The organism is Staphylococcus sp. TE8, assembly GCF_000692055.1.
Lineage (GTDB): Bacteria > Bacillota > Bacilli > Staphylococcales > Staphylococcaceae > Staphylococcus > Staphylococcus capitis.
Genome location: NZ_JMGB01000002.1, coordinates 57,351 through 73,784, shown reverse-complemented (window position 1 = coordinate 73,784; position 16,434 = coordinate 57,351). Strand labels below are relative to the sequence as shown.

Here is a 16,434-nt window from a genome sequence, read left to right as displayed (position 1 = left end):
GGAGGCCCAAATATGGTAGTAGAGCAAATTAAAGATAAATTAGGCCGCCCTATACGTGATTTAAGGTTATCTGTCACAGATAGATGTAACTTTAGGTGTGATTATTGTATGCCTAAAGAGATATTTGGAGATGATTTTGTCTTTTTACCTAAAGAAGAGCTACTAACTTTTGAAGAAATGACTCGTATATCACGTATTTATGCTGAATTAGGTGTCAAAAAGATTAGAATTACTGGAGGCGAACCTTTATTACGTCGTAATTTATATCAATTGATTGAACAGCTCAATGAGATTGAGGGTATTGAGGATATTGGCTTAACGACAAATGGCTTGCTTTTAAAGAAACATGGCCAAAATCTCTATAATGCAGGACTCCGTCGCATCAATGTAAGTTTAGATGCGATTGACGATGAGGTTTTCCAAGCAATTAATAACCGTAATATTAAAGCTTCTACTATTTTAGAACAAATAGACTATGCAGTTTCAATCGGATTTCACGTTAAAGTGAATGTCGTCATACAAAAAGGTGTGAATGATGACCAAATCATACCAATGATAGACTATTTTAAAGATAAGCAGATTGAAATTCGATTTATAGAATTTATGGATGTTGGTAATGACAATGGCTGGGATTTTAGTAAAGTTGTTACCAAAGATGAAATGCTAAATATGATTGAAGAACATTTTAATATTGAGCCACTAGAACCTAAATATTTTGGAGAAGTTGCTAAATATTATAGGCATAATGATAACGGAGCGAAGTTTGGTTTGATAACTAGTGTGTCTCAATCATTCTGTTCTACATGTACTCGAGCACGACTCTCATCAGATGGTAAATTTTACGGATGTTTATTTGCTACTGTGGATGGATTTAACGTTAAATCATTCATGAGATCTGGAGCAACAGATGAAGAATTAAAAGAACAATTCAAAGCGCTGTGGCATATTCGAGATGACCGATATTCTGATGAACGAACAGAACAAACTGTTGCTAATCGCAAACGTAAAAAAATAAATATGAATTATATCGGAGGATAGTAGCCAGACCAACAGAGTATTTCATAGAAAACTGTATCTAGTCAAAAAAGATTGGAATTCCTTATTAACTCCTCATTTTATGTCGCCAAACTTTTTAGAGTCTGGCGATTTTCGCTTTATAGCTTCAAATTAACTATTGTGTGTTGTTTTAATTTTAAATGTTTATATTTTAAAGCGTTTAATTATGTAACATAGCTATAGCAAAATCTATTTAGATATTTTATATGCCTTTCAATATATAACTGATTGTTTAAAATGTTTAAATTCTTAACAAGATTTAGACGCTATTTTAATATTTGTAATAGATTAAATGCAAACTTTGTTATATAATAAAGTTAAGCAATTGAATTTTATAATGCAAACATAACATCTAAGAATCAACATTAGGAGGCATTTTATTATGAGTAACAAAGTACAACGTTTTATCGCATCTGAAAGAGAATTAAGTCAACTTAAACATTGGTTAAAGACGACTTATCGCATTTCGATTGAAGAATTTGTGGTTTTATACAAAGTTTATGCAGATACTAAGATTAGTGGTAAAGAACTCCGTGATACATTACATTTTGAAATGTTATGGGATACAAGTAAAATTGATGTAATTATAAGAAAGATTTACAAAAAAGAGTTAATTTCTAAATTACGTTCTGAAACAGATGAAAGACAAGTATTCTATTTCTTTGATGCTAAACAAAAGAAATTATTAGATAAAATGACTGGTGAAATTGAAACAATTAGTATTGCTAATTAATAGATTAAGCGCCTATCCCAAAATATAAGGGATAGGCGCTTTTATAGTTTAAAACCTATTAAATCGATTGATGCTTAACATTACGACCATGAACTACAAAATAAATAAATAACGTAATTATGCCTAATATTGCCATAATGCCATATAATTGACTATAAGTAATCATATGTGTGAAAAGGCCTAGGAATGATGGTCCGAAGCCAATACCGATATCTAAACCAATAAAATAAGTTGATGTAGCTAAACCGTACTTCGTTGAAGGTGATACTTTAATCGCAATGGCTTGCATTGAGGAAGATAAGTTACCATACCCGATACCTAATGCAATACCAGCAATGAGTAATACCCAGCCATCAAAACTAAACATTAACATTGCAAAACTTATGATTAAGAAAATAAATGCAGGATAAACAACTACATTTTCATTTTTATCATCCATTAATCGACCTGCAATTGGGCGTGTCACAAGTGAGGCCACTGCATAAAATATAAAGAAGTAACTTGCGGCAGTTACTAAGTTTCTCTCAACTGCAAATGCTTGTATGTAAGTGAGAATCGCAGCGTATGTGACACCAATTAACATCATGACAATCGCAACAGGAATTGCTTCTTTTGCGATAAAATTCCCCAAACTAAATGTTTTTCGATTAGACGTATCATTTTTAGATGCAACATTTTTAAAATCAATTTTTATAAAGAGTGATAGTAAACCACTCAATACTCCTAATATTACACAAATCATAAATAGAATTTGAATTGAAAATGAATTCATTAGCAACATGCCGAAGAAAGGACCAATCGCTGTACCCAAAACTAAGCTTAAAGAAAATAAACTAATTCCTTCACTTTTACGTGTAGTTGGTGTCACGTAAGCAGCAATGGTACCTGTTGCGGTAGTAGCGATTGCAGTAGCAATACCGTTAAGTAATCTTACTATCATCAAGAACCACACTGAACCCGGAATGAAGTAAAGTAATTGAGTAATGATTAAACAAATTAATCCGAAAATGAGTATCTTTTTTGGCCCAAAAGAGTTAACGTATTTTCCTGTGATAAATCGTCCAATAAGTGAGCCAACTATGAATAAACCTACGACCAGCCCAGCAAGTGAATCAGAAGCATGAAATTCTGTTTTACTATAACCAGCTATGACTACTATCAAAAGATACATACATAAATATACGAAAAAGTTAATTACAAAATTGAGATTAAAGCTTTTAGTAAATATGGGATCTTTAGTAGGTATCGCTTCGTTCATTATTTTTCCTCCTTAATAAGTGTCTCATGTATTTGAGACATAACTTTTGTAATTTCTGTTAGTTGTGCTTCTGTTAAGCCTACTTTCTTTATAATATCTTTTTGTATTACCGAAATTTCTTTATTTATAGTTTCAAACAGGGCTTGTCCTTCAGTGGTTAGTCTTAGTAATTTCTCTCTCTTATCACTACCTTGTTCTGTACTAATCCATTTGTTATCAAGGAGTACTTTAACTATTTTACGAGTAGTTGGTTTTTCGATAGAACGTCGATTAGAAATTTTTACTAATGTGGTTGGTTGAAAATTTGCTATGTCTCTTAAAACAAGCCATTGCCCAGTATGAATATCATGTTTATCTAAAATCGGTTGAGTTAATTTTGTGTATGGTCTGTATACACCTATGAAACTATTGAAGAAAGCATTGTTTAACATTAATAGCACCTCATTCATGATATTTAGTTAGCTTGGCTAACCTTTTTGAACGCAAGAAATATTATATAACTAATATATGAATATTGCAATACCTTTTTATTCTTTTAGATATTTAAAGTAAAATGGCACGCTTTTTGTTAAAATAAAAATTAATTATAGGTAGAGGGGGAAGGTTGATGGAGCTTAAGTTTGATCACATTATTCATTACATTAATCAACTCAATCAATTTGAATTTCCTAGGAAATTATTAAAGTTACATAATGGTGGGAAACATCATCAATTTGGTACGTATAACCAGTTATCTTATATTAATGGTAATTATATTGAATTGTTAGATGTTGAAGATAAAGAAAAACTTAAGAAAGTAGCTAAAACAGAAGAGGGACGTGTCTCATTTGCTACTAAAATAGCCCAAGATGACTTTAATCAAGGGTTCAAGACAATTTGTTTGCGAACTAAAGACATAGAAGAAGTTAAAGCAACTTTACAAAAGAAAAATATTGATGTCATAGGACCTATTCGTATGGAAAGGGAAAATAAAAAAGGGGATAAAGTAGGATGGCAACTTTTATATATAGCAGATCCTAGCTATAATGTTAAACCTCCATTCTTCATTCAATGGGATGAGAGTGAAGCATATAAAAATGAAAGTTTAAAAGACTTGTATCAGAAGCAATTTTCAATAGAAACGCTTGTTGTGAGTAGTGAAAAACGCAACTTAACAGTAGACAATTGGATCAAATGGTATGACATGAAAGTTGTAGATGAAACTGATACGTATACTGACCTCATTTTAGCGGATGATGATATCCTTTTTAGAATTGAAGATGGAAAAGACCCAGGCTATCACACTCTAGTAATTAAAGATTCAGAAGCCACATCACCATATTCTATAATAATTAGAGGTGCAAAATATCGCTTTGAACCTATAAATTAATATAGGTATTCATAAGTACTTTGAGCAATGATTGCAATGTGAATGAATGCAATGATTACTGAAATCATACTTAAAATAGTGTCAAAACGAGATGTTCTTATAAGTGAGAAGAAAATAGATAAAACAAATGATAATGCTACAAACATTACTCTCAAACTAAAATTTGATACAGTGAGCGGTTGAGCTAACGATGTTATAATAGCTAATAAGTTTAAAATGATAAATAAGAATAGAATGACTTTTCTCATTAAGAAAACCTCTTTATCTAATAATAATCATCATTATAACAAGCAACACTGTATAGACATAACTAAAAGGTTTATAACGTCCTTAATCGACAGTATCAAGGTTAGGATGTATAATTAAAATTACTGTAAAATAAAGGAGATATTATAAAGCATGGAAAAGATGAATATCACTAATCAAGAACATGACGCATTTGTAAAATCTCATCCAAATGGCGACTTACTGCAATTATCTAAATGGGCAGATACTAAGAAATTAACTGGATGGTACTCAAGACGAATTGCGGTTGGTGAAAATGGTGAAATTAAAGGTGTAGGACAATTACTATTCAAAAAAATACCTAAATTACCATTCACTTTATGCTATATATCAAGAGGTTTTGTAACTGACTATAATAATAAAGAAGCTTTAGAGACACTGTTGGAAATTGCTAAACAGGTAGCTAAAGAAGAGAAAGCTTATGCAATTAAAATTGATCCTGACGTTGAGGTTGATAAAGGCGCAGAGGCTTTAAAAAACCTTCGTGATTTAGGATTTAAACATAAAGGGTTCAAAGAAGGATTATCAAAGGATTATATCCAACCTAGAATGACAATGATTACGCCTATCGATAAATCTGACGATGAACTTATCCAAAGTTTTGAACGACGCAATCGTTCTAAAGTACGTTTAGCACTTAAACGAGGTACTAAAGTTGAACGTACTGGACGTGAGGGCTTAAAAACTTTCGCTAATTTGATGAAAATTACAGGTGAACGAGATGGGTTCTTAACGCGTGATATTAGTTACTTTGAAAATATTTATGATGCATTACATGAAGATGGAGATGCAGAACTTTTCTTAGTGAAATTAGAACCTAAGCCAGTTTTAGAACAAGTTAATAAAGACTTAGATAATCTTTCAAAAGAAAAAGAAAAGCTACAACAGAAAAAGCAAGACAAAAAAACATTAAATAAAATAAACGATGCTGAAAATAAAATTAAGAAAACGCATGAACTAAAAGTGAATTTAACAGAGCTTGAAAAAGAACATCCAAATGGCATCTATTTATCGGGTGCATTATTGATGTTCGCAGGTAATAAGTCATATTATCTATATGGTGCCTCTTCAAATGATTTCCGTGATTTCTTACCAAATCATCATATGCAATTCGAAATGATGAAGTATGCTCGAGAGCACGGTGCTACCACGTATGATTTTGGTGGAACTGATAATAATCCAGATAAAGATTCAGAACATTATGGATTATGGGCATTTAAGCGTGTTTGGGGCACATACTTAAGTGAAAAAATAGGTGAATTTGATTATGTCCTTAATCAACCGCTATATCAATTGATTGAACAAGTAAAACCTCGTTTAACTAAGGCTAAGATTAAATTATCACGTAAACTAAAAGGTAAATAATGCAACAAAAATCTGAACGCTTCTGTGACTCAACTAGATCGTTCAGATTTTTTTACTAAATATAATTTTTAATATAGAAGGGAATACTAGAATGATTAAAAAATTATTACAGTTCTCGCTAGGTAATAAATTCGCTATATTTTTAATGGTTGTTTTAGTCATCTTAGGCGGGATTTATTCGAGTGCAAAATTAAAACTCGAACTTTTACCAGATGTTGAGAATCCGATGATTTCTGTTCAAACTACTATGCCTGGTGCTACCCCTCAATCAACTGAAGATGAAATTAGTAGGAAAATAGATAATCAAGTACGTTCCTTGGCTTATGTAAAGAGTGTGAAGACAGAATCCATACAGAATGCATCAATTGTAACAGTTGAATATAATGATGGCACAGATATGGATAAAGCTGAAGAACAACTAAAAAAAGAAATTGATAAAATTAAATTTAAAGACGGAGTGGGAGATCCGGAATTAACTCGAAACTCTATGGATGCCTTTCCAATCGTTGCATATTCATTTACAAGTAATAAACATGACTTAAAAGATGTAACTAAAGAGCTTAATCAACAACTTATCCCTAAATTACAAACGATTAATGGTGTTCAAAATGCTCAATTAAATGGTCAAACTAATCGTGAAGTAACACTTAAATTTAAGCAAGATGCTCTAGATGATAAAGGGTTAACTGCTGATGATGTCGAAAATTACATAAAAACTGCTACTCGTGAAACACCGTTAGGGTTATTCCAATTTGGTAAAACTGATAAATCGCTTGTCGTTGACGGTCAATTTAAATCAGTTAATGCTTTAAAAAATCTAAAGATTCCTTTATCTATAGCAGGACAAGGCAATCAAAGTAGTGATGATTCTAATAATAGTAGCGATTCTGATAATGAGAGCTTAATGCCTAAAGAAAATTCCAACTCTTCGCAATCAGGATCAAAAATGGCAAGTAGTAATGGGAAAATGCCATCAGTAAGCTTAAAAGACTTAGCTGACATTTCTGTAGGAGATAATCGAACTTCAATATCTAAAACGAATGATAAAGACGCAGTTAACTTACAAATTATGAAATCTCAAGATGCTAATACTGTTCAAGTTGCCAAAGAAGTCCAGAAAAAAGTAGATGAATTTGTTAAGAATAATAAGGTTATGACATCAACGAAGACGATGGATACAGCTAAACCCATTGAAGATTCCCTTTATACCATGGTAGAAAAAGCAGCTCTAGGTACGATTGTAGCTATTATAGTAATTCTTCTATTCTTACGTAATATTAGAACAACAGCTATTTCAGTAGTATCAATCCCATTGTCCATTCTAATAGCCATGGTGGCTTTAAAGTTAAGTAATGTATCATTAAATATTCTGACATTAGGTGCATTAACTGTCGCAATAGGACGTGTGATTGATGACTCTATCGTCGTAGTTGAAAATATTTATCGTAGACTATCAGATTCCAATGAGACAATGCAAGGTGAAAATTTAATAATAAATGCGACAACTGAAGTATTTAAACCTATCATGTCCTCTACTTTAGTGACAATTGTCGTATTTTTACCACTTGTCTTTGTATCAGGTTCCGTCGGTGAAATGTTTAGACCATTTGCGCTGGCAATCACATTTAGTCTTTTAGCGTCACTCCTTGTTTCCATTACAGTTGTGCCGGCTTTAGGTTCTACACTTTTCAGAAAAGGTGTGAAAACGAAGCGTCAGCGTGAAGGTTTAGGTGTGATTAGCAAAGAATATAGACGAATACTAAAATGGTCACTCAATCATAAATGGATAGTCATTGTGATTAGTATAGTGATTCTGATTGGTAGTATTGGGTTAGGTGCGACAACATTAGGAACAAGCTATATTTCATCGGGAGATAATAAATTCTTAGCATTAACTTATACGCCCAAACCCGGCGAAACTGAAAAGTCAGTTTTAAATCATGCGAAGGAAGTACAAAAATACTTAGATAGTAAAGATAAAGTTCAAACCGTACAATATTCTGTTGGAGGACCGACACCTCAAGATCCAACAGGTAGCACAAATAGTATGGCAATTATGGTTAAATATGATTCAAATACACCTCACTTTGATGAGGAACCAGATAAAGTGCTTAAACACATTGAGACGTTTAAGCAACCAGGAGATTGGAAAAATCAGGATTTAGGAACTGGTGCAGGTAATGATTCAATAGAAGTGACTGTAAAAGGTCCTTCACCAGAAGCAATTAAAGATACGGTTGAAAATATCGAGAAGAAAATGAAAAATATTGATGGTATCGTAAATGTTAAATCCGATTTATCACAAACATATGATCAATATGAAATTAAAGTAGATCAGAATAAGGCTGCAGATAATGGTATTTCGGCAAGTCAATTAGCTATGAATCTTAATGAGAACTTGCCTGAAAAGACAATTACTACAGTTAAAGATAAAGGCAAGAAAATTGATGTTAAAGTTAAACAGAATAAGCAAACTGATTGGTCTCCGAAGAAACTGAATAATATAGAATTGAAAAAACCAACAGGTGGAACAATTAAATTAAGTAAAATAGCTTCATTACAGAAAACTACGACACCAAGTAAGTTAACGCAAGAAGATGGAGACTATGCAACGACTGTGACAGGTAAAGTTTCTGATAAAGATGTCGGAGGTAAGTCTCGCGAAGTCATGTCTCAACTAAATGATATTCATAAACCGAACAACGTTAAAATGAATGTTGGTGGTGCGACAGATGATATTAATACGGCGATGTCTCAATTAGCTATAGCTATGTTAGCTGCTATTATTATTGTTTATTTAATACTTGTCATTACTTTCAAAGGTGGCCTAGCTCCATTTACAATACTCTTCTCATTACCATTTACTGTTGTAGGTGTTGTATTGGCTCTTGTTATAACTGGCGAAACAATTTCCGTACCAAGTTTAATTGGTATGTTGATGCTTATAGGTATTGTGGTAACTAACGCAATAGTCTTAATTGACCGAGTAATAAACAATGAGAAGAATGGTTTGGAAATGAAAGAAGCATTGATTGAAGCGGGTGGCACTCGTATCAGACCTATTTTAATGACTGCAATAGCAACAATTGGTGCATTAATTCCATTATTATTTGGTCAAGATAGTTCAATTCTTATTTCAAAAGGATTGGCAGCTACTGTAATAGGCGGTTTAGTTTCTTCAACAATATTGACACTCATTGTCGTTCCAGTTATTTACGAAATCTTGTTCACCTTGAAGAATAAACTTTCTAGAAAATGGAATAATAAATAGAAAAAATCGACTTAGGCATCCTCATATTATAGCCTAAGTCGATTTTCATATTTTTTAATATAAAAATAGCGTTAAAATTACATAAATTACTATCAAAATAATTGAAATGATATTTAAAATGTTAACACCTTTTTTATCGCCTTTAAGTTCTTTAAAGCCTGTAACCTCAATGTTACCAACTAGGAGTAATAACACGATAAATACCCACCAATTTTCTTTCGGAAATTGTAGCGTCGTAATCGCAACGACGAACAATAATAAAATACCCATAATAATTCTTAAAATTCTTGTGAAAATCGAGTGCATTTTAAAAATACTAATATATGCGACAATTAAGTATAAAATGGGCAACAAAATTAGATAAAATTGCATCTGGGACATCCTTTCTTTTACGAATTATATATTAGCACGTTCAAAAATTGATGACTAGGATGTTTGATAATTCATATGTAAGTTATTTTGAATATGCTCATTGTCAATAAATTATTAAAGAAAAGTCTTGTTCTCATTTATGTCTAACATTTAATTTGTAATAACTAAATTTTAAATTTCTGTCTACCATTAAATTACTCATTCATTTTAGCTCGAATGTCAGAAATTTGTTGTTCAATATCTTCTAGCTGTTTTAGTAGTGGATCAACATTTTGATTAAGCGATTCCTTTTTATCTAAATCATTTTGTAATCGTACATAATCATATTTTAGTTCTGTTAATTTAGATTCTAAATCCATAGAAACAAATCTCCTTTTATCATTGAAATTGTTTAGTAACTATATTTAAATTAGATTATATCACGAAACAAGACGCTTCTAAAAATTGTGAGAAATATGTTAAAGTTATCAACTGTAAAAATGAAAATCCAGAGAAAGAAGGTATAGATGTGACTGAACAATTTGTCATGATTATATTACTTATTGCGCTCGGTTATTTTCTTAAGCGCATTAATTATTTAAAAGCAACTGATAGTCAAGTTCTTTCAACGCTTGTATTAAACGTCACATTACCTTCTCTTGTCATCGTTAACTTAAATAGTGCTGACCTAAATATGTCATTCTCAATCTTACCAATCATGATGATAGTCTATGGTATTGTTGCCAAAATCATTGTGATATGGTTCTTTAGGAAGTATAGTAACCAAATGCGTGGTTCTGTAGGAATGATGACAGGTTCAATGAATATCGGTCTGTTCGCGTATCCTTTAGTTAATGCTATTTGGCCAGAAAAGGGTATGGTATATTTTGGAATGGCTGATATTGGTGGGGCAATGATTATGTTCGGTTTGACATACTTTGTGGGAAGTTATTTCAGTGAAGGTGGAGACCAATTCAATTTTAAATTTTTAGGGAAGAAATTGATTCAGTCTGTACCATTAGTAACATATATCGTTATGTTTACACTAAATATGTCTAATATTCATATATGGAAGCCAGCTATAGACTTCTTCAGCATTCTTTCTAAAGCTAATATGCCATTATCTATGATATTACTAGGTGTTATGTTGAGCTTTAGCATTGATAGAGAATACTTACCTGTAACCATTAAGTATCTTTGCTTACATTATGGATTAGCTATTGTAGCAGGAACACTTGTACATTTCTTTTTACCGGTATCAGATCCAATGATTAAGACGACGTTATTAATTACATGGCTCTTACCAGTAGGTGTAGCTATCATACCTTACTCCATTCAATTTAAGTATAAGACGTTGCCATTTGTAGGGATGGTCACTAACTTAACTATAATAATTAGTATTGTTATTCTATATGTTTATCAGGCACTTTTTGTTTAGTTGTTTGTTCATTCATTTTTGAAAAATAAAATCTAATAGCAATGTATGAAAAAAGCATGCGAATGACTTATAAAAAGTCTTCGCATGCTTTTTTGAGTGTGAATTTTAAAAGGGGTTATCCTTTACCACCCATAAATGCTGGATAATTAGTCATACCACCGTCAACATAAATAGTTGTACCATGAATATAGCTTGCTAAATCAGAGGCTAAAAATAATGCGACGTTTGAAATATCTTGAGCTTCACCAATTTCACGTGTTGGGATCATTTCTAACGTTTCTTCACGTGTTTTAGGATCAGAAAATTTTTCTCGAGTATGTTCAGTGACAATGGCGCCTGGAGAAATATTATTGATACGAATACCATACTGAGCATATTCCATTGACATAGTTTCCATCATTAACTTTAATCCGCCTTTACTTGCAGCGTAATTAACATAGTTAGGCCAAGGGATTGTGTCATGAACGCTTGAGGTATTGATTATGACACCTTTTTTATTTTCTTTAAGAAATTGATTAATCGCCTCACGAGAACCTGTAAATGCACCTGTTAAGTTAATATCTATGACTTTTTGCCATTCAGCATTAGACATTTCATGTGTTGGGATTGGTTTTTCAAAACCAGCATTGTTAATCATAATATCTAATGTACCAAATTGATCAACTGCTGATTGAACAAGATTTTTAACATCTTCTTCTACAGCAACATCACCTTGAACTGCAATAGCTTGTCCGCCAGCATTTTGAATCGTATTTTTTAGTTCATCTATTTCATCTAAATGACGATCAGAGCGATAGTTTAATACTACTTTAGATTTAGCTTTCCCAAAGTTTTCGGCAAATGATTTACCAATACCACTACCAGCTCCAGTAATAACAACTACTTTATTTTCTAATTCTTTAAACATTTTACGTCCCCCTAACGTTTTATTTCAAGTTACCTAGAATAATTGATGCGATGATTATCACAACGATACCTGACCATATACCAATCATTTGGCGACGATCTTTTTTCTCACCTAAAATAAAGATACCACCTAAAGTAGAAACGATAACAAGTAATTGTGATAATGAGAAGCTTGTGGCTACACCAACTTTAGGTTGTGAGTAGAACATAAATAAGTTACCAATACCCCATACTACACCAGGTATTAAATTCAATGCAGTAGATTTAATAGAAGTTTGATGATTCATAGAGAGAATAAATCCACCGATGGCCATACCGATTGATTGGAAGAATAGGGCATCAGTACCACTGACTCCGAAAATATCTCCAAGAACAACATAGCCTACGTAACCAATAGTTGAAATAAGCAAGATACCCATTGCTTTTTTGAATTCTGGATTATTGGATGTGCCTTCATTTTTAGCTTTAAGTGATGTTAGAGCAATACCAACCACTAGTAAAACCATTGCGATGAGGCCCATTACAACTTGAACCATGGTACTCCATTCTCCTAAGAAAATGGCACTAAATAGAGTAGTACCAACAAGTTGCATTCCTGTAGAAATAGGCATCGTCTTTGAAACGCCTATTAAGTTAACAGATTTTAACTGATTACCTTGACCAAAGGCCCAAAGCGCACCAGAGATTAAACCTACAATAATAACTGTTAAATTATCAAAAGCAGCATTACCAGTTAATAGTAAACCGATACCGACAATTAGAGTACCTAAAGTCGTTCCACGGATTTGATTGTAGGGTCCACCACCTACAAACACATTTATAATTACAACACTACCCCAAAACAGGGCTGGTAATAGTGCGATGAGAAAGTCTAAAAATTGCACTTATTACTCACTCTCCTAAAAAAACTTAATTAAGTGTACTCTTTAACACTTGAAATTATTCTAAATCAAAAAATTTGATAAGTAAAAAACAAAAACTTACGAATGACAACTCAAAGTAAAAGTTTGAGAAATGTCTAATAAAAAAACCGTAAACTAAGTTAAGTCTATAAACACTCTATGTATACAAGATATTTATAAACAGTCGTTTACGGTTAAAGTATAAAATTAATTATGTGTAAGTGTACTAATCAACTTGAGAAATCCTGGTGCAAATGTCTAGGTTCAAATTTATATTTCTTATATTCATAGTTAATTTGGAAGCCCAACTCGTTGAAACGTTCAACCAATTTGCTATTTTTATTACGTATTTTAAAGTAGACTTTGTGAATAGTATAATGCTCGAAAGCGTATTTCAAAGCATACTCAAGTAAATCAAAAGCAATCCCTTTGAGTCGATAATCCATATGGGAACTAAAGTACTTAATTTCGGCATTGTTGCGTTCAGTATCGACTTGTAAATATAAATACCCCTTCAATAGACCTTCACTTACAAATATAAATAATCGATTATGTTCATCTAGTGATTCTATAATTTCATCCGGAGTCATTGCGTTATGTTTAAAGGTAATCATATGTAATTTGCTAAATGCACGATAGAAACCTTTTTGATATTCGATGATATTTTGATTATTAAAATGATCTCCAAGGTCTTTTTGTGCTTCCAAATAATAATCAGTAAAATTATAACTAGCATGGATTGTCTTCATATAGGTTTTATATTCTTGGACACCTTCTTCAAATGAAAAGTTAAATATGGATTCATCCGGTTGTTGTTCTATCAATTTATCAAACAGTAATTTGAATTGATTATCAGTCAAAGTAAAGTCTTGTGCAATAAATGGTCCTATTATTTTGTACCGATGATTATCATATGAGAAAGCAAGTATCAACGCTTGAATTTGATTATTTTCAGTCATTGCAATCACGCCTGGATGAGTAATAGCTTCATTTAATAATGTGTCAAAATCCTCATATTCTTGAGGTAGTTTATATAAATAAGATGTTGATAGGTAACGAGATGAGTCTATAAAAGCTTTTATTTTTTGTGGTTCACGCAATTGAACGATATTCATCATTCTACCTCCGCCTCTTATAGTCTTTCTTCAATTATATTATATTTATAGAGAAATGAAAGTTTATCGATAGATACACATGTTACAATATGACTAATACTATTCAATGAATAAGTTTAATTTTGAAAAAAATTTTGAGAGAGTTCTTCTTTACGATTCAAAAATTATTATTGTAAAAATTAAGCTAACGTCAAATTCATTTTCAGAAAGGGAAGTTATCATGAAATCCTTAATATTAGCTGAAAAGCCTTCGGTAGCTCGAGATATAGCTGAGGCATTAAATATCAAGCAGAAAAAGAATGGATATATTGAGAATGAAAAGTATATCGTGACTTGGGCATTAGGTCATTTAGTCACAAATGCAACACCAGAACAATATGATGCTTCATATAAAGAATGGAAACTTGAGGATTTACCTATTATACCTAAACATATGAAGACTATTGTTATTGGTAAAACGAGTAAGCAATTTAAAACTGTAAAATCATTAATAATGGATAAAAAGGTGAACAACATCATTATAGCAACTGATGCGGGGCGAGAAGGGGAACTTGTCGCAAGGCTCATACTTGATAAAGTTGGCAACAAGAAACCAATTCAACGCTTATGGATTAGTTCGGTAACTAAGAAGGCCATTCAGAATGGATTTAAACATTTAAAAGATGGACGTGCATATCATAGTCTTTATCAGGCAGCATTAGCGAGGAGTGAAGCGGATTGGATTGTAGGAATTAATGCCACACGTGCGCTGACAACAAAGTATGATGCACAATTATCATTAGGACGTGTTCAAACACCAACATTACAATTAGTGCAATCTAGACAGGAAGAAATTAATCATTTCCAACCAGAGAAGTACTATACATTTTCAATTAAGGTAGATGGGTACGACTTTCAATTAGATTCAAATAAACGTTATAAAAATAAAGAAGATTTAGAAGCACTTGCACAACAAGTAAAAAACCAAGAAGGCAAAATATTAGATATAAAAACTAAGCATAAGAAAATGTACCCACAAATGTTATATAATTTAACGGATTTACAACAAGACGCGTATCGACGTTTTAAAATGGGACCGAAGGACACGTTAAATACATTACAAAACTTATATGAAAGACATAAAATTGTGACGTATCCACGTACTGACTCTAATTATTTAACGAATGATATGGTGGATACGATTAAGGAACGTTTACAGGCCTTACTCGCTACTGAATATAAAGCCCATGTGCGAGAACTTATGAGTCAGTCATTTTCACCTAAAATGAATATATTTAATGATGGAAAAGTATCAGATCACCATGCCATTATACCTACGGAAGTAAGACCATCACTTGATCAACTCAGTCAACGAGAATTAAAAATTTATACAATTATTGTTCAAAGATTTTTAGAAACTTTAATGAAACCTTACGAATATGAAAATGTTGTGATTAACTTTGGTATAAAAGATTTAATCTTTACATTGAAAGAAAACATTCCTAAACAATTAGGTTTTAAGGCACTTAAAGAAGAGGAATTACGTCAAACATCATCACATCGATTTACTAAAAATCTTAAGTTCAAAGTTCAAAAAGTGAATATTCATGAACATGAAACGAAAGCACCTGATTATTTTAATGAAGGTTCTCTATTAAAAGCGATGGAAAATCCACAAGATTATATTAATTTTAGTAATAAAAAGTATGCTCAAACTCTTAAACAAACTGGAGGAATAGGGACAGTTGCAACTCGTGCAGACATTATTGATAAGCTTTTTAATATGAATGCACTTGAATCAAGAGATGGTAAAATCAAAGTTACATCTAAAGGTAAACAAATTTTAGAGTTATCACCTGATCAATTAACATCACCTCTTTTAACTGCTCAGTGGGAAGAAAAGTTGATTCTTATTGAACAAGGGAAATATAACTCTCAGAAATTCATGAACGAAATGAGAGACTTCACTAAACAAATTGTAGACAAAATTAAAAATAGTGAACAAAAATATAAACATGATAATTTAACTACGACCGAATGTCCTACATGTGGTAAGTTCATGATCAAAGTAAAAACTAAAAATGGTCAAATGCTTGTATGCCAAGATCCTTCTTGTAAAACTAAGAAAAATGTTCAACGTAAAACGAATGCGCGTTGTCCTAATTGTAAGAAGAAAATGACTTTATTTGGAAGAGGGAAAGAGGCAGTATACAGATGTGTTTGTGGTCATTCTGAAACACAAGCTCAAATGAATAAGCGTATGAAAGAGAAAACTAACGGTAAAGTTTCACGTAAAGAAATGAAGAAATATATGAATAATACAGAAGAGATAGATAATAATCCATTTAAAGACGCTTTAAAAAATTTAAAACTTTAAAAAATAGCGAACGAAAAAAAATAAATATA

At 31.9% G+C, this 16,434-nt stretch carries 15 protein-coding genes; 7 read left to right on the top strand and 8 right to left on the bottom strand.

What is annotated here, in order from left to right:
• Window positions 1–12: 12 nt before the first annotated feature.
• Both moaA and CM54_RS06775 read left to right on the top strand, forming a co-directional pair.
• The gene (moaA, locus tag CM54_RS06780; protein ID WP_037549999.1) at window positions 13–1,038 is read left to right on the top strand and encodes a GTP 3',8-cyclase MoaA; all 1,026 of its coding nucleotides are present in this window, start codon (window positions 13–15) and stop codon (window positions 1,036–1,038) included.
• A gap of 400 nt (window positions 1,039–1,438) precedes the next feature.
• Window positions 1,439–1,789 carry a SarA family transcriptional regulator gene (locus CM54_RS06775; protein WP_002432752.1) on the top strand — a complete coding sequence of 117 codons (351 nt, stop codon included), beginning with the start codon at window positions 1,439–1,441 and terminating at the stop codon, window positions 1,787–1,789.
• Window positions 1,790–1,847: 58 nt separating this feature from the next.
• Here CM54_RS06775 and CM54_RS06770 read toward each other — a convergent pair whose 3' ends face one another.
• Window positions 1,848–3,047: an MFS transporter gene (locus tag CM54_RS06770; protein ID WP_037549997.1), complete on the bottom strand. Its 1,200-nt coding sequence runs from the start codon at window positions 3,045–3,047 to the stop codon at window positions 1,848–1,850.
• Window positions 3,047–3,487 (bottom strand): MarR family winged helix-turn-helix transcriptional regulator, encoded by a 441-nt coding sequence (locus CM54_RS06765; RefSeq protein WP_030056887.1) that lies wholly within the window; start codon window positions 3,485–3,487, stop codon window positions 3,047–3,049. Before CM54_RS06765 ends, CM54_RS06770 begins: the two co-directional genes overlap by 1 nt.
• 167 nt (window positions 3,488–3,654) lie before the next feature.
• On the opposite strand from CM54_RS06765, the gene CM54_RS06760 reads away from it, so the two are divergent.
• Entirely contained in the window at window positions 3,655–4,416 is a 762-nt protein-coding gene (locus CM54_RS06760; RefSeq protein WP_037549995.1) for a VOC family protein, read from the top strand.
• Here CM54_RS06760 and CM54_RS06755 read toward each other — a convergent pair.
• The gene (locus CM54_RS06755; RefSeq protein WP_002432919.1) at window positions 4,413–4,664 is read right to left on the bottom strand and encodes a hypothetical protein; all 252 of its coding nucleotides are present in this window, start codon (window positions 4,662–4,664) and stop codon (window positions 4,413–4,415) included. The two genes, CM54_RS06760 and CM54_RS06755, sit on opposite strands and share 4 nt — an antisense overlap.
• Window positions 4,665–4,815: 151 nt before the next feature.
• Here CM54_RS06755 and CM54_RS06750 point away from each other — a divergent pair, with 151 nt between their 5' ends.
• Together CM54_RS06750 and CM54_RS06745 are read left to right on the top strand one after the other, a co-directional pair.
• On the top strand, window positions 4,816–6,066 hold the full coding sequence (locus CM54_RS06750; RefSeq protein ID WP_037549993.1) for a lipid II:glycine glycyltransferase FemX: 1,251 nt from the start codon (window positions 4,816–4,818) through the stop codon (window positions 6,064–6,066).
• Between the two features lie 91 nt (window positions 6,067–6,157).
• Window positions 6,158–9,337 (top strand): efflux RND transporter permease subunit, encoded by a 3,180-nt coding sequence (locus CM54_RS06745; RefSeq protein ID WP_037549991.1) that lies wholly within the window; start codon window positions 6,158–6,160, stop codon window positions 9,335–9,337.
• A gap of 54 nt (window positions 9,338–9,391) precedes the next feature.
• On the opposite strand, the gene mspA is transcribed toward CM54_RS06745, so the two are convergent.
• A complete protein-coding gene (mspA, locus tag CM54_RS06740; RefSeq protein ID WP_002432960.1) occupies window positions 9,392–9,709 on the bottom strand; it encodes a membrane stabilizing protein MspA in 318 nt (105 codons plus the stop codon).
• Between the two features lie 194 nt (window positions 9,710–9,903).
• Window positions 9,904–10,068 carry an SE1832 family protein gene (locus CM54_RS12760; protein WP_002432795.1) on the bottom strand — a complete coding sequence of 55 codons (165 nt, stop codon included), beginning with the start codon at window positions 10,066–10,068 and terminating at the stop codon, window positions 9,904–9,906.
• A 149-nt stretch (window positions 10,069–10,217) separates the two neighbouring features.
• Here CM54_RS12760 and CM54_RS06735 point away from each other — a divergent pair, with 149 nt between their 5' ends.
• Window positions 10,218–11,126, top strand: coding sequence for an AEC family transporter (locus tag CM54_RS06735; protein WP_002432674.1), 909 nt, complete (start codon window positions 10,218–10,220; stop codon window positions 11,124–11,126).
• Between the two features lie 115 nt (window positions 11,127–11,241).
• Here the strand turns inward: CM54_RS06735 and CM54_RS06730 are convergent, their stop codons facing one another.
• The 3 genes from CM54_RS06730 to CM54_RS06720 form a co-directional block, all read right to left on the bottom strand.
• Window positions 11,242–12,033, bottom strand: coding sequence for a glucose 1-dehydrogenase (locus CM54_RS06730; RefSeq protein WP_037549988.1), 792 nt, complete (start codon window positions 12,031–12,033; stop codon window positions 11,242–11,244).
• 19 nt (window positions 12,034–12,052) lie between these two features.
• A complete protein-coding gene (locus CM54_RS06725; protein ID WP_002432856.1) occupies window positions 12,053–12,916 on the bottom strand; it encodes a GRP family sugar transporter in 864 nt (287 codons plus the stop codon).
• 248 nt (window positions 12,917–13,164) lie between these two features.
• Window positions 13,165–14,049, bottom strand: coding sequence for a GNAT family N-acetyltransferase (locus CM54_RS06720; protein ID WP_037550986.1), 885 nt, complete (start codon window positions 14,047–14,049; stop codon window positions 13,165–13,167).
• 220 nt (window positions 14,050–14,269) lie between these two features.
• Between CM54_RS06720 and CM54_RS06715 the strand changes: the two genes are divergently transcribed.
• Window positions 14,270–16,405: a DNA topoisomerase III gene (locus CM54_RS06715; protein ID WP_037549984.1), complete on the top strand. Its 2,136-nt coding sequence runs from the start codon at window positions 14,270–14,272 to the stop codon at window positions 16,403–16,405.
• Window positions 16,406–16,434: the final 29 nt, after the last annotated feature.